General features: G+C 41.2%; 11 protein-coding genes. 3 read left to right on the top strand and 8 right to left on the bottom strand.

Going from position 1 to position 14941, the window contains the following annotated elements; all coding sequences use genetic code 11:
- Positions 1-721, top strand: a 721-nt coding sequence (locus tag ACTRWE_RS15530) for a hypothetical protein (RefSeq protein WP_462880290.1), incomplete at its 5' end; no start/stop codon positions are given.
- A gap of 294 nt (positions 722-1015) precedes the next feature.
- Here ACTRWE_RS15530 and cysQ read toward each other — a convergent pair.
- From cysQ to cysG, 6 genes are read right to left on the bottom strand one after another with little or no spacing between them, the layout of a single operon-like run.
- Positions 1016-1798 carry a 3'(2'),5'-bisphosphate nucleotidase CysQ gene (gene cysQ / locus ACTRWE_RS15535; protein WP_462880291.1) on the bottom strand — a complete coding sequence of 261 codons (783 nt, stop codon included), beginning with the start codon at positions 1796-1798 and terminating at the stop codon, positions 1016-1018.
- Positions 1799-1807: 9 nt separating this feature from the next.
- Positions 1808-2401: an adenylyl-sulfate kinase gene (cysC, locus tag ACTRWE_RS15540; protein WP_013463834.1), complete on the bottom strand. Its 594-nt coding sequence runs from the start codon at positions 2399-2401 to the stop codon at positions 1808-1810.
- Between the two features lie 33 nt (positions 2402-2434).
- On the bottom strand, positions 2435-4159 hold the full coding sequence (locus ACTRWE_RS15545; RefSeq protein ID WP_462880292.1) for an SLC13 family permease: 1725 nt from the start codon (positions 4157-4159) through the stop codon (positions 2435-2437).
- Positions 4160-4193: 34 nt separating this feature from the next.
- Positions 4194-5618: a sulfate adenylyltransferase subunit CysN gene (gene cysN / locus ACTRWE_RS15550; protein ID WP_462880293.1), complete on the bottom strand. Its 1425-nt coding sequence runs from the start codon at positions 5616-5618 to the stop codon at positions 4194-4196.
- Positions 5618-6517, bottom strand: coding sequence for a sulfate adenylyltransferase subunit CysD (cysD, locus tag ACTRWE_RS15555; protein WP_013463837.1), 900 nt, complete (start codon positions 6515-6517; stop codon positions 5618-5620). Before cysD ends, cysN begins: the two co-directional genes overlap by 1 nt.
- A 43-nt stretch (positions 6518-6560) precedes the next feature.
- Complete coding sequence (cysG, locus tag ACTRWE_RS15560) at positions 6561-7982, bottom strand: siroheme synthase CysG (RefSeq protein WP_462880294.1); 1422 nt, start codon at positions 7980-7982, stop codon at positions 6561-6563.
- Between the two features lie 264 nt (positions 7983-8246).
- Between cysG and deoC the strand changes: the two genes are divergently transcribed.
- Positions 8247-8999: a deoxyribose-phosphate aldolase gene (deoC, locus tag ACTRWE_RS15565; RefSeq protein ID WP_462880295.1), complete on the top strand. Its 753-nt coding sequence runs from the start codon at positions 8247-8249 to the stop codon at positions 8997-8999.
- Positions 8983-9483, top strand: coding sequence for a hypothetical protein (locus ACTRWE_RS15570; protein ID WP_013463840.1), 501 nt, complete (start codon positions 8983-8985; stop codon positions 9481-9483). The genes deoC and ACTRWE_RS15570 overlap by 17 nt, the downstream gene beginning before the upstream one ends.
- Before the next feature lie 56 nt (positions 9484-9539).
- Here the strand turns inward: ACTRWE_RS15570 and ACTRWE_RS15575 are convergent, their stop codons facing one another.
- Positions 9540-10670, bottom strand: coding sequence for a CsgG/HfaB family protein (locus ACTRWE_RS15575; protein WP_013463841.1), 1131 nt, complete (start codon positions 10668-10670; stop codon positions 9540-9542).
- 133 nt (positions 10671-10803) lie between these two features.
- A complete protein-coding gene (locus tag ACTRWE_RS15580; protein WP_462880296.1) occupies positions 10804-14793 on the bottom strand; it encodes a hybrid sensor histidine kinase/response regulator transcription factor in 3990 nt (1329 codons plus the stop codon).
- Positions 14794-14941: the final 148 nt, after the last annotated feature.

A 14941-nucleotide genomic window follows, 5' to 3' on the forward strand; every position in this document is an offset into this window, starting at 1 on the left:
ATATGAGGGGTATATGAGGATACAAACTACTTGCCCGCAGTGTATAAGTGAAGCTGGTACTTATACCGCTTTTATGATGCAGTCACAGCAGTTAATTGATGATGGTATTCATAAAGTTGTTTGCGATAAAGGACATAAATATACAGTTGAATTAAGAGCTCAAAAGTTTGAAATGCTTTTTGATATAGCTGTTAACGCAATTGGTGATGGATATATGAGAGAAGCTGTTGCTTCATTTGCAGCATCACTGGAGCGTTTCTATGAATTCTTTATTAAATATCATATTCATTCATTAGGAATTGATGAAAGTATTTTACTCAATACATGGAAGGAAGTTTCTAATCAATCAGAAAGGCAACTAGGTGCTTTTACTTTTTTATTTTTAGCAAAATATAATAAGAAGGCCCAAACACTTGATAGTAATGCTGCTGGTTTTAGAAATAAGGTGATTCATAAAGGGTATATACCTACAGAAGCAGAAGCTATAGATTTTGGAGATAATGTTTATTGTATTATTAAAAATACAGTGCAAAAATTAGAGCTAAGTGAAAGTGAAAGCTTATCTAGCTATTACAGTTCTTCTCTTCCTCGTTCAAAAGGAGCTAAGTATTCATTGACGAAACAGGCTGAAGCTATCTCTATAGATCATAAAATAAATGGAACTAGTTTTAGAGATTATAAAAGCATCTTAAAACAATTTAGAATAGTCGATGTTCGATGAACTTTTGCAGAAATTCTAAGCCTTATCAGTAACTTTCTCTGTGTAGCGCGAAGCGCCTCGGTGAACTCTGTGGTGAAATTGTTTTTAAGATAGAATACAGAGCCGATTTCGTGGCTGAAGCCATCTCCTACGAGTGAAGTGCAAGACTTAAACTTTTAAAGCTCTACAGCTTGTGGCTTAAACATGCTGGGTTTCGCTTCGCTCTACCCAGCATACGTCACTGCACTTTACCCAGCCAACGGTGATAGATTTAACACCGATCTGCTCTTAAACTTACCACTTAAAACTTACGGCTTATAGCTTTGTTTCCTCTTCTATCGCGCTCACAATGAAATAGGGGTTTAGGTATTCATCTTTTGTATTGTAAAGTAGCGGGCTGCCGTCGAGCTGAGTGACTTTTGCACCGGCTATTTCGGCGATGGCGTGGCCTGCTCCGGTATCCCATTCACAAGTTGGGCCTAAGCGCGGGTATATGTCGGCGCTGCCTTCGGCGACTAAACACAGTTTGAGTGAGCTGCCTTTTGACACCATTTCAACCTCATCAAAGCGTTGTACAAATTCATCTAAATCAGGGGAAGGGTGCGAGCGGCTACCTACAACACGAATAAGGCCTTTGTTAGGCTTGGTGGTCACTTTAAGCTCGATGCGCTCATCGCCTTTATCTTTAAAAGCACCAATGGCTTCGGCGGCTAAATAAGATACACCCAGTGCAGGGGCATCAACCACGGCTAAAACCGGTTTGCCATTTTCGATTAGGGCAATATTGACGGTAAACTCGCCGTTCTTTTTTATAAATTCTTTGGTGCCATCGATTGGGTCAACCAGCCAGTAGCTTTTCCATGTTTGGCGTACATCCCAACCAATATCGGCACTTTCTTCACTAAGCACAGGAATATCGGGGGTGAGCTCTTTTAGTCCTGCACTAATGATTTTATGAGCTGCTAAGTCGGCGTCGGTTACAGGGCTTTCATCGGCTTTGTACTCAACGTTAAAGTCTTTATTGTAAATACCCATAATCGCGCTTCCCGCTTTGCGGGCGAGAATAAGGGTTTCTTCTAGCAGTTCAGTCTGGTTCATTACATGGGCCTATAGTATATGCTGATGTTTTAGATACGTTATCAGCTGAGCTACCGATTGGTCTAGGGTGTTTTTACTGGTATCTAAAATTATTTCAGGATTAACCGGCGGCTGGTAAGTTGAATCAATCCCGGTAAAGTGTTTAATTTCACCAGCGCGCGCCTTTTTATATAAGCCTTTTGGGTCGCGACTTTCACATACCTCAAGAGGGGTGTCGATGAATACCTCGATAAATTCACCCTCATCAACTAACTCACGAACCATATCGCGCTCAGCTTTAAAAGGAGATATAAACGCAGTAAGGACTAACAAACCAGCGTCAACCATTAGCTTGGCGGTTTCGCCTACGCGGCGGATATTTTCAACGCGATCGGCATCACTAAAGCCTAAATCTTTACATAAACCATGGCGTACATTGTCGCCATCAAGTAGGTACGTGTGCGCACCTTGCTGATTGAGTGCTGCTTCTAGTGCATTCGCAACGGTACTTTTACCTGAGCCAGAAAAACCAGTAAACCATATAATAGCGCTCTTATGCTTTTTTTGTTCGCTGCGCTGTACTTTAGTGGTGGCGTAATTATGCCAAACAATATTGTTATCCATTTGCTGTGTCTCTTTATGCTATAAACGCGGGCATTAAAACGGAAATACCAGCGGGATCAAAGTTAGTACGGTAATTGAATAAATAATAGAAAGCGGTAGCCCCATCATTACATAGTCTTTTAGTCGGTAGTTACCCGCGCTATAAACCATTAAGTTAGTTTGATAACCAAAAGGTGAAATAAAGCTGGCTGAGGCGCCAAATGCAACCGCCATAATAAACGGCAAAGGTTCTACGTTAAAGCCAATAGCCAATGAGTAGGCAACCGGAAACGACAGTGCCGCTGCGGCGTTATTAGTGATCAATTCAGTAAATAACACCGTCATTAAAAAGATAGCGATAAACGCGCCATAAGGGCCAAAGTCGCCTAGCACTACAAACATGGCGTCTGATATTTGCCCAGCAAGGCCAGTGCCTATCATCAGCTTAGCTAAACCTATGGCACTGCCTACTACGGCAAGTAACTCAATAGGAAAGCGGCGTTTTATTTCGCTCAGCTTAATAGTACCACACAGCATGAGGCCAATAAGTAACACTAACAAGCCTTTAACCAGCGGTACGGCGCCTAAAATACTTAACCCCAGCACACCTGCAAAACTTAACAATACAATGTTTGATTGTTTTGCACCGAGGTGGGTTTGTAAATCAAGCCCTGAAATATACACAAATTCGCGCTTTAAGTTAGTTAAGTCATAAAAGCTTTTACCAGGGGCGAGGATTAATGAGTCACCCGCTTGTAAGCGCACTTGCCCAAGCCCGCCTTGCAGACGATCGTGCCCACGGCGAATAGCAATAACGGCCGCATGAAATTGTTCTCTAAAGCGGGCTTCTTTTACTGTTTTGCCAATTAACTTAGACGACTGACTAACGACAACTTCAACGAGGTGTTCTATGTCTTTTTCGTGTTTGTCATGCACCACTTTTAAGCCGTCAAAGCGAGTAAGCAAAGGCACCGACTTTATATCGCCTACAAACAGCAGTATGTCGTCTTGTTGAATAATATGTTGGGGGGTCACGGCGCAAATGCGATTGCCATCGCGAATAATTTCAGCCAAAAACAAGTCTTTTAAATCGCGTAAACCGTTTTCTTCTACGGTGTGGTTTATTAGTTTAGAACCGGTTTGTACTTTCCCTTCTAAATAAAAAGGCACCACCTCTTGGCTATTTTTACCGTTGTCGGGCAGGCATTTTAGCATCACTAAAATAGTGATTAAGCCCACACTGAGTGCGCCTAAACCCACTAAGGTAAAATCGAAAAAGCCTAATGGCGCCATCCCCGCATCTACTGCAAAGCCATTTACGATTAAGTTAGTAGAGGTACCGATGAGTGTAATAGTACCGCCTAAAATTGCGGTGTACGACAAGGGTAGCAACAGCTTTGAAGGGGAGTGGTTTGGGTTATCTTTTATGGCGGTAATTAAGGAGGCAACCACCGCGGTATTGTTAGTAAAGGAAGACAAAAACGCTGTAGAAAGCCCAAGCTTGGTCACTGATTTAACTAAACTGCCACTGGATAACGATTTAGCTAAGCGTTGAATAAGCGTGGTTTTTTCTATCGCTATCGACACTAAAATTAATAACACTAAGGTAATTAATGATGGGTTAGTATAATTAACCAGCATGTTTTCTAAGTCAATGAGCCCAGTTAGGTAGCTGGTGCCTATGGCACTGACAAATAACCACGCAGGGTTAATACGGGTGCCAAATAGGCACCCGACTAAAAGCAACATAATGCCTGTTAAAATGAGCTGTTCTACCATGCTTTAAATGTTCCTAACAGGCGGTTATTAAACGTTATAGCTTTGAAATATCAAGCGCTTGCCAATGTGGAAAGTGCTTGCGTACGAGGGCATTAAACTCAACTTCAAAGTCGCTAAATTTACCCGCATTTTCTTCACTTTGTAGTACCTGTTCTATCATTCCTGCTGCAACCGTTAAGTTTGATAAACGGTCAATAAGAATAAATGAACCAGTTTCATGATTGTGATGGTACTGATCCGCTAAAATAGTCTCGGTCAGCTCCAGTGTCACAATCGCAATTTCGTTTAACTGTAATGAATCTGCGCTGCCATGCTCTAGGGTGTTTACATCAATAGTGTGGTCTATTTTAGTGACCATAGCCGAGGTGTTTTTGCTGCCTAGTTTTAAGTTATAGCTTTTACCTAGTACTAATGGCGATTCGTGCATCCACACAATTTTAGCCTGTAATTGGTTGGTTACTTGCGCTTGCGAGCTTGCCGGTACAATAACGTCCCCTCGGCTAATATCTATTTCAGTATTAAGTGTCACTGTGATTGCTTGGCCGGCTTCGGCGGTGTCGAGGTTGCCATCAAAAGTCACAATCTCTTTAATGTTAGATGTTTTACCTGAAGGCAGTACTTTTATCTCATCGCCAACGCGTAATTTACCTGAGGTCAGCGTGCCTTGAAAACCACGGAAGTTTAAATTAGGGCGAACCACATACTGCACCGGAAGGCGCGCTTCAAAACCAGTGTCGATCTCAGCAGCTGGTGAGTCTTCTAACAGCTCAAGCAATGGTTTGTCGGTGTAATAAGGAGTGTGTGCAGAGCGAGTTACTACATTATCGCCTTTAAGCGCCGACATAGGCACAAACTTAATGTTTGATACGTTAAGTTGCTCGGCAAATTTTAAATAATCGGCTTTAATTTTTTCATAAACGGTTTCGTCAAAATCAACAATATCCATTTTGTTAACCGCAACCACAAACTGTTTAATGCCTAATGAGTCACAAATAAAGCTATGGCGCTTAGTTTGTACCTGCACGCCATAACGTGCATCCACTAAAATAATGGCAACATCACTGGTTGATGCACCCGTTACCATGTTACGGGTGTACTGCTCATGCCCAGGGGTGTCGGCAATAATAAACTTACGCTTAGCGGTTGAGAAATAACGGTACGCTACGTCAATTGTTATGCCTTGCTCACGCTCAGCTTGTAGGCCATCAACTAACAATGCTAAATCAAGTTCTTCACCGGCATTACCTACTTTTTCGTTATCTTTATGAAGTGCAGCTAGCTGATCTTCATAAATTTGGTGACTATCGTGCAGTAGGCGGCCAATTAGGGTTGATTTACCGTCATCCACACTGCCACACGTTAGCATACGTAATAAGCTTTTATCTTGTTGACGTGCTAGGTAAGCGTCTATACCAATTTCTTTTACTTCGTTAAATGTATCGTTATTTAGGTTAGACATTAGAAATACCCCTCACGTTTTTTCTTCTCCATAGAGCCTGCTGAATCATGATCAATCACCCGACCTTCACGTTCAGATGACGACGATAGCAACATTTCTTCAATAATTTCTGTTAGGCTGCTTGCCGTTGATTCAACCGCGCCAGTGAGTGGATAACAGCCTAAGGTTCGAAAGCGAACCGACTTCATTTGCGGTACTTCACCTTCATTAAGCGGCATGCGATCGTCATCTACCATGATTAAGGTACCGTCGCGTTCTACTACTGGGCGCTCTTTAGCAAGGTACAGTGGCACCATTTCGATATTTTCTTGATAAATGTATTGCCAAATATCTAGTTCAGTCCAGTTAGATAGTGGGAATACACGAATGCTTTCGCCTGGGTTCACTTGGCTGTTATAGGTATTCCAAAGCTCAGGACGTTGGTTTTTAGGATCCCAGCGATGGTGTTTATCACGAAATGAATACACGCGCTCTTTAGCCCGTGATTTTTCCTCATCACGGCGTGCGCCACCAAATGCTGCATCAAAACCGTACTTGTTGAGCGCTTGCTTTAATCCTTGGGTTTTCATGATATCGGTATGTTTACCCGAACCATGGGTGAATGGGCCTACACCCATTTCGATGCCTTCAGGGTTTTTGTGTACGATTAAATCAAAGCCATACTCTTTGGCTAAACGGTCGCGAAACTCAATCATTTCACGAAACTTCCAGTTGGTGTCTACGTGTAATAACGGAAACGGAATTTTTGCAGGGTAAAATGCTTTACGAGCTAAATGCAAAAGTACCGATGAGTCTTTACCGATTGAGTAAAGCATAACTGGGTTCTCAAACTCAGCGGCGACTTCGCGCATGATTTTGATACTTTCAGCTTCAAGTTGCTGAAGGTGAGTTAAAGCCATTGTTGGTCGTCCTACTAAAATGATTAAATTAAAATCTGTTAAACTACGCTACGTCTGTCAGCGGTTGAGCAAAGCTACTGATCTGTGCTTTTTCGCCAAACCAGTGTAATTCTTGATGCAGCGAAGCTACTTCACCAATAATCAGTAAAGCGGGTGAAATAATTTGATGCTGCTCAATGAGCTGCGCTAATTGGTCTAACTGTCCTGTGACAACACGTTGATTTTTGCGTGTGCCGTTTTCAATTATGGCCACTGGTGTTGTTGCTGCTCGCCCATGTTTTAATAGCTCGGCTTGAATATGCGGCGATTTAATTACCCCCATATAAATAGCCAGTGTTTGGTTTTTTTGTGCAAGCGACTGCCAATTAAGTTCTTGTCCTTCTTTTTTGCAGTGTCCGGTAACAAACTGAATAGCCTGAGCATGGTCGCGATGCGTTAAAGGAATACCTGCGTAGGCACTACATCCCGCGGCTGCCGTTATACCTGGCACTATTTGGTAATTTACGTTATTGGCTGCCAGTACTTGGACTTCTTCGCCACCACGGCCATAAATAAATGGGTCGCCCCCTTTAATTCGGCACACTTTTTTACCTTGTTGTGCTAAATCAACCAACATCTTATTTGTATCTTCTTGAGCTACGCTGTGATCGCCTAAGCGCTTACCCACACAGATTAAATCGGCATCGCGACGCACTAATTCCATGATCTCATCGGATACCAAGTAATCATATACCACCACATCGGCTTGTTGCATTAGTTGCAGCGCTTTTAGTGTGAGTAGCTCTGGATCGCCAGGGCCTGCACCGACTACGTATACTTCGCCTTCTGGTTCAACTTTGGCATCTAGCATTTGCTCTAGTTGTTGCTCAGCGCCATGGGTATAACCGGTTTGGACTTTGCTTACTACTGATGAATCAAACACGCCTTCCCAAAATTGGCGACGATCAGCAAAATGTTTAAAGCGTTGCTTTACTTTATGGCGAAAGCCACCGACCAAGTTAGCGAGTGGGCCGATATGCTGGGGAATAAGTGTTTCGAGCTTTTCACGTAAACGTCTTGCTAAAACCGGCGCGGTACCTGCACTTGAAATCGCAATGGTAATTGGGTTGCGATCAACAATAGAGGGGAAAATAAAGGTACATTTAGGTTGATCATCCACCACGTTCACAAACACATTACGCGCATTGGCGAGTTCAAATACGGTGTTGTTTACTTCATCGTTGTCGGTGGCGGCAATAATCAAAATTTTGCCATCAAGATGCGACTCTTCAAAATAGGCATCTATTAATGTTACTTCATTATTATGCGCATGTTCTTTTAATTCTTCGCAAAACCAAGGGGCAACTAGCGTTACATCGGCACGCGCTTTTAAGAACGCGCGGCATTTTCGCAAGGCAACTTCTCCACCGCCAACCACCAATACTGGCTTGTTGTCGAGTTTGGTAAAGATAGGTAAATATTGCACTGAGTAACGCCCCTAAAAAGATAATAAAGTGTTTAATACAAAGGCAGAATATAGCGGCTATTGATAAGTAAAAAATAATTAAATCTTAGTTTATATACTCAAAAGTTATATAAACTGTGTTTTTTAGGTCTAAATCTTATTTAGTAAGGGATAGAGTGCTGTTTAGTATAAAAAACGCGCTTATAGTGTTTGGTTATGAGCTATAGCAAGATTAAGCTATGATGCTTATATAGTTTAAGGTTTTTAAAATTTCATGGGCATAAAATGACAAATAATACTCAAAACGCCATGCTAGTTGTTAGTTTAATGGATTTAACCAGTTTAAACACCGATGATAATCAAGCCAGTATTAATGCATTAGTAAACAGTATTGATCCTAAGTTAGGCATACCCGCTGCAGTTTGTGTGTTTAGTGAATTTGTAGATGATGCAAAAATAGCGCTCGCTAATCGGTTATTGAGTCATGTAAAAGTGGCCACAGTAACCAACTTTCCCACAGGTGAGGCGCCACTTAATGAAGTGCTTAATGAAACGCTGATAGCCATAGAGCGCGGGGCCGATGAAATTGACTTAGTCATTCCTTATAAAGCGCTTATAAAAGGCGAGGCCGATACCGTGCTGGAATACGTGAGTGAGAGTAAAAAGGTATGTGGCAGCCGTGCTAAGCTCAAAGTGATCATTGAAACTGGCGAGCTAAAAACGGCAGCATTTATTACTCAAGCAACCGAGCTTGCCATTCAAGGCGGAGCTGATTTTGTAAAAACCAGTACAGGAAAAGTAGCGGTGAATGCCACGCTTGAAGCGACTGAAATAATGCTTAAAGCCATCAAAAAGTCATCAAAGCGAGTTGGTTTTAAGGCGGCTGGTGGAGTCAAGACTGCAGTAGATGCAAATGCTTATTTGCAACTAGCAACCGAGATTATGGGGCATGATTATTTAGCACCAGATACATTTAGGTTTGGCGCTTCATCGCTGTTAAATGACGTTTATAAGGTGTTGAATGAAGCGCAGCAGTGATGCCGAAAAACAACAGTTAGAGCACGATGCGGCCAAGTTGTTTTTGCGATGTTATGAGCAGCAAACGGGAATTCACATGCGCCATATTTGGCACAATGAACCGAACAGACCCGACGTAAGCTGTTATCAAGAAAATCAGCAGCTCGATATAGAAGTGGCGCATTTATACGCCAGTGAAACGGAAGCCATGGCCGTGTTAGGCCGGCCACTGTCGATACAAATGCAGCGTGATTTAGCTGACATGGCGCAACAACCAAGCGAACACCGGTTGCAATCAGCGTTGGAGCGCTTATTAAAACAAAAAGCGACTAAGCGTTATTATTCAAAGCGTACGTGGTTGTTAATTCGTAACGCCAGTACTATTTGGCATAAGAGCGACTTTGAAGCGGCAGTCAAAAAAGTATGTTTTCCAAATACCCATCAATTTGAACAAATATGGTTACTGTGTGATTTTTATCGCGGTGAGTTATTACGAGTAGATTAAAAGCGGCTATAGAGTAGCCGCTTTTTTATTGCTTAATTAAAAATCAAAGGTGCTGATTAGTTAAACTTAAACATGTTGCCTAAGCTTTCTAGCCCTGACTGTTGAGTTTTTGCTAAACATTTTGAGTCATCTAAAGATTTCTTTGTTGTTTCATCGGCAAGGCCCGTTACTTTCAAGCTCTTCTCTTGTTGATACTCGCGCAGTGCTAATACAGTTTGACGGTCGTACTTAACGTCTTCAGTTTCAAACTCTTCATAATTAGGTTGGTTTTTTAAATACCCTAAGCAAACCAAGTTCATACGAGACATAGCCAAGTCCATTTTTTCGTAATGTGGCATTCTATGATTCGGCACATCGACAGCGACGGCAGCAGGTGCTGCTTTTTTACTAGTTACTTTTGGCGGCGGTGGCGCTGTATAGCCTGCTGCAAGCGTGTTGTTTTGGTTATAGCGATAGTAGGTATCTGGAATTTTAGTTTCTAAAAATTCAACGGCTTTAATTATTACTTCTCGTAGTGCCTTTTCTTTTGGAGTGTCTGACCAACCACTAAGGCTTCCTCCAACGAGTGCGCCACCAAAGTTAGTCGCTGCGCTGGTAAAATCAAAATCTTTGCTACCACCCTCAACGCTAGTAGCGGCCAGAATACGCGAAGTGCGCGTATCAATTAAGCGTAGGTCAATAGCCATGTGCGATCCAGAAAAGCCAGCTGAAACAGAACTAAACACATCACCAATAAAGCCGCCTGAACCAACACTTGCCCCTGAACTGTCATCATCAAATTCAGTAACCGCTGCAACGACGACAATCTCAGCGCCTTCAATTTCGCCATATGCTGCACCCGATTGTGCACTCACTCTGCCTGATACAGCTAAATCTTGCTCTGAAAGCACAGCATCTAGTGCTTGGCGCTCTAATACAATAAAGCGATTAGTACCAACAAGTGCGGTGGTAAGTTGATCTGCCATACCTTCACCAATTTCTTTTCGCCACCATCTAGAGTTATTCGACTTATCAGTGAAACGCGCCACGGCGATACGTGCTTTAGGACCATTGTATTGCTGTTTGCTTACTTCATTAATGTCAGGCGAGTTTTGATTTGAGGTAACGTTTGTTGAGGTGCTTTGGCATGCGCTTAAGCTGGTTATTAATGCTGTGGCAAGTAGCGTTTTTTGTATGGATGAGAGCATAGGATTTTCCTTAATTTATGTGCTTAATTACATTTGTAGTTATTTTTTTAGCAATGGCTAATTAAGGTTAATTTAGATAAATCAGTAGCTTAAAAATAGTACTCAGGCGAAAGCTTTGAGTACACACGCGAAGCTAATTACTTTTACATGTTTGCGCTTCTCTGTATTGTTTTGGTGTAAGTGAATATTTGGCTTTGAAACAACGGGCAAAGTAACTTTGAGAACTAAAGCCGGTGTTATCTGCAACTAAACCTATGGTTAAGTCGCTATCAGTTAATAATTTTGCTGCATATTCTAAGCGGGTATTGCGAATGTAATCGCTGGGTGTAATGTCAAAAAGTGCTTTCATTTTTAATTGCAGTGCACGAGGGCTCAAACACATTGCACTGGCAAACTCTTCGACGCTAAACAGTTCATTTTGGTAATTTTCACGCAAGATTGTTTTTAAGCGCTCTGTAAACGTGTAATCTTTATTCTGCTCTATTTGTGCATCTAAGGTCACAGCATGTGCTTGGGCTGATAACTGTTTTATTAGGTGCTTATTTAACGCATCACGAATGCCTAATAAGCCATAAACCCGACTTTTTAATAATGATGCTTCAAAGGGTTTACACAGGTAGTCATCGGCCAGCAAATCAAGCCCCTTTATTCGGCTGCGACTGTCTGCTTTGGCAGAGAGTAATAAAACAGGGATATGATTAATAGAGATATCTGAGCGAATGGCACTGAGAAGTTGATATCCATCCATCGTAGGCATCATTACGTCACTGAGCACTATATCGGGCATTTGAGTTTGGCACAGCACTAGCCCCTCTTCTCCATTATTAGCGGTGAGGCAGGTGTAGTTATCACTAAATAATGAAACCAGTAACTCACGCATTTCCTCGTTATCTTCAACAATGAGTAGTTTTTTGTTGTTTTCTACCAGCATAGTTTGAGAGGACGCTAGTTGTTTATCCGTTAATAAGTTATCTGATTCACACAATGGCAACGTGACTGTAAAACAACTTCCTTTGTTTATTTTACTGGCTAATGAAATTTGCCCGTCGTATTGCTCTACAAGCTGCTTAACCAGAGCGAGACCTATACCACTGCCTGTTTGGTTGTGTGTTGCAATACGAGTAAAGCGTTCAAAAATAAGCGCTTGCTGGTGCTCTTCAATACCAATACCAGTATCAGATACCGTTATAACAACATTATTGTTTGTGTTAGAAAGCGTTAGATTAACGGTTCCATCTGATGGGGTGTATTTAAGTGCATTGGTCAATAAATTATCAATAATAGATAAAGTATGTTTAGTTTCTAAATTTATGTAACTAGGCTGTTGCGTCGTGTCGTTAAAGGAAAAATTAATATTTTTTTGGGCAAACAAAATAGCAAAGTCGTCTACTATTTGCGCTACAAAAGGGCTCAAAGAATAAGCGGATACATACTCTGTAGCCGAACTTGGACGCTGACTTAACTGTAATAACTCATTGATTAAATTAAGAAGGCGGTGCCCGTTGCGCTTAATTATAGAAACTTGTTGTTGTGCTTGAGCACCAAGTTGTTGCTGTTGTAAGTTTTCTACTGGCGCTAAAATTAAGCTCAATGGCGTTTTAAGTTCATGACTAATGTTATCTAAAAATTGGGTCTTTAGTTGATTGAGCTTTCTTTCTTGTTGAATGAGTTGCTCTGCGGTTTTAGCTCGATAGCGTGACGCTAAAATTAACCATGTAATAATCAAAACTATTATAAAATAAGCCGCATAGGCTAATTGCGTTTGCCACCAAGGAGGCGTTACTGTCAGCTTTAGCATAGTGTGAACTTTGCTCCATTGCCCGTATTGATCTTTTACTTTTAATTGTAATTGATAGTTACCTGCACTTAGCTGTGAATAGTTAACTTGTCGTTGGCTTGCATCGGTATAGATAAATTGCTTATCTAAACCATTTAGCTTGTAAGCATACTGGTATTGATTAGCCGATGAAGCGTTATTAATGGCGGCATATTTAAAGCCAATGACCCCTTGGCTGGTTGGAAAAGAGAGTTTTTTAGTATGGTTTATTAGTTTTGCGGGCTGTTTTTGATCTGTTAGATAGTTTTTTGTTTCACTTGCTTGGTTGTAAATTAATAGCTCAGTTAATACTGGGGTTGGGGCTGAAGTACTCAGTTGCAGTTTACTAGGGTAAAACTGATTAAAGCCATTGATTCCGCCAAAAAATAGCTCGCCATCAGGTGCTTGAAAAGCAGCACCTAAAATAAACGAATTATGCTGCACGCCGTCACGAGGTAAAAAATGCTGCATAGCTTGATTCGTGGGATTATAGCGAGTCAGTCCTTGGTTACTGCTTAGCCATAAGTAGCCTTTACTATCATCTTTAATGGCAAAAATATTATCGTTTAGTAATCCATCATGTTCGGTAATGTAAGAGATTTTTTGTGTTTTTTTATCAAGGCGGTTTAAACCACCAAAGGTACCCACCCATAAAGTATCGTTATTTTGTAGGTGCAAAGAGGTGACCATATTATGGCTTAAACCAGTTTGCGATACCTGATTGGCGGGGTAATGAGTAAATGATTCATCTTCCATGCTTAGATAATCTAAACCTGCACGCGTCCCGACCCATAATCCGTTTGTATTTTGATCAAAAAGCAGAGTAAACACGGTATTGTTAGCAAGACTATTAGTCGAGTCGTCGTGCTTGTAATGTTGAACCTCTAAGGTGTCGGGATTAAAGCGTGTTAAACCTTGATTGCTACCTAGCCATAAATTTCCTTTAGGATCGCTCGTTATCGCATAAACACGATCGCTGCTGAGCTGATGGCTTTGCATTGTATAGGTAATAAAATTATCTTCAGTTGGTTTATATTGCAGTAATCCGCCGCCATAAGTGCCAATCCAAAGTCGCTGCTTGTTATCTTCATGCAGGCTAAAGACATTATTATTGGTTAGGCCGCTTTGTAATTTTGAGTTAACTTTATAGTGCTTAAAACCTGTGTCGGTTTGTTTGTTTAAACCGTCACGAGTACCAACCCATAATTGGCCTTGTGTATCTTTGAGTAGAGCGCGAACAAAATTATGACTAATGGTATTGTCATCATCGCTCAAGTGCTGTTGATGCGAAAATTGATTTTGCTTTTTATCATAACGTTGTAACCCATAGCCATCTGTACCAATCCAAATGATACCGAACCGATCTTGATAAAGTGACAATAGGTAATCATTAGCAAGCCCATTTAGTTGCTGCTTATTGTGCGGTATGTGCTGAAAATTATTTTTAGATGTACTTTGCTCTGTTTTGTAAAATAAACCTTTACCATAGCTTGTTAGCCACAAGGTATCGGTGTCGTCAACTAAGATATCGGTGATCCATACACCTGCAAACTGAGCAAACTCCCCAAAAGCCTCTGTTTTAGGGTTAAATAGGCTAAGCCCTTGTTTGCTTGCTACTAATAGCTGCCCTTGTGCATTTAATTGCAGCCGCCATAAATTTTTATGACTTCCTGCAATGTGATTAAAGGTTTTATGCTTTGGGTTAAACTTAATTAATCCTTCGTTTGTTGCTAACCAGACATTTTGTTGTGTATCTATAACAATATCTTGTATGACGGTATTAGCTTGCTCGGGGCTAGTATAGCTAAACGACTCTACTTCATTCTTGACTATATTTAGACGCGTTAACTTTCCATGCTCATGACCTAACCAAATATTATTTAGGCTATCTGAAGCTAATGACCAAATGCGGTTATCAGTAATAGCTAACTCAGTGTGCGTATTAAAAACCTTAAATTGACCGGTTTGAGTATCAAGTAAATTTAAACCATTACTGGCGGTAGAAAACCAAATAGCATGTTGATCGGCAGTTAGACAATCGGTGACCCAGTTTCCTGAAATGCTAGCCTCAGTAGGGTGAGACTTAAAGCGCTTAAACTCATAACCATCAAAACGATTAAGACCGCCTTGTGTCGAAAACCAGTGAAACCCTTGCTTGTCAGTGATACTGCAAGTAATCGAATTTTGCGATAACCCCTGTTCACTAGAGTATGTATCTAAGTGAATAGGGCGCGCGACGAGTGCACTGTGAAATAAGCATAAAACGCTTAGAATCACGATTTTGTAAAGTGTATGAAGTAAATGCACCCGCTTCCTTGTGCTATTAATATTCCTAAAAGTGAAACAATCATAAACTGCTTTTTTATTAATGTTAAGTTTGATTTTGAGTGTGGCCAATGAGATTTTAAGTTATGGGTATCTTTTTACTCTTGTGTTAATGAATTGCGTAAGTATA

This window comes from Pseudoalteromonas sp. G5_S1_54_S4 (assembly GCF_054968565.1).

What these genes read in the sequence shown, in the direction of transcription:
- deoC (WP_462880295.1), top strand. Translation starts at nt 8,247, where the DNA reads ATGACAAATAATACTCAAAACGCCATGCTAGTTGTTAGTTTAATGGAT.
- cysC (WP_013463834.1), bottom strand. Translation starts at nt 2,401, where the DNA reads ATGGATAACAATATTGTTTGGCATAATTACGCCACCACTAAAGTACAG.
- cysQ (WP_462880291.1), bottom strand. Translation starts at nt 1,798, where the DNA reads ATGAACCAGACTGAACTGCTAGAAGAAACCCTTATTCTCGCCCGCAAA.
- ACTRWE_RS15575 (WP_013463841.1), bottom strand. Translation starts at nt 10,670, where the DNA reads ATGCTCTCATCCATACAAAAAACGCTACTTGCCACAGCATTAATAACC.
- cysN (WP_462880293.1), bottom strand. Translation starts at nt 5,618, where the DNA reads ATGTCTAACCTAAATAACGATACATTTAACGAAGTAAAAGAAATTGGT.
- ACTRWE_RS15545 (WP_462880292.1), bottom strand. Translation starts at nt 4,159, where the DNA reads ATGGTAGAACAGCTCATTTTAACAGGCATTATGTTGCTTTTAGTCGGG.
- ACTRWE_RS15570 (WP_013463840.1), top strand. Translation starts at nt 8,983, where the DNA reads ATGAAGCGCAGCAGTGATGCCGAAAAACAACAGTTAGAGCACGATGCG.
- cysD (WP_013463837.1), bottom strand. Translation starts at nt 6,517, where the DNA reads ATGGCTTTAACTCACCTTCAGCAACTTGAAGCTGAAAGTATCAAAATC.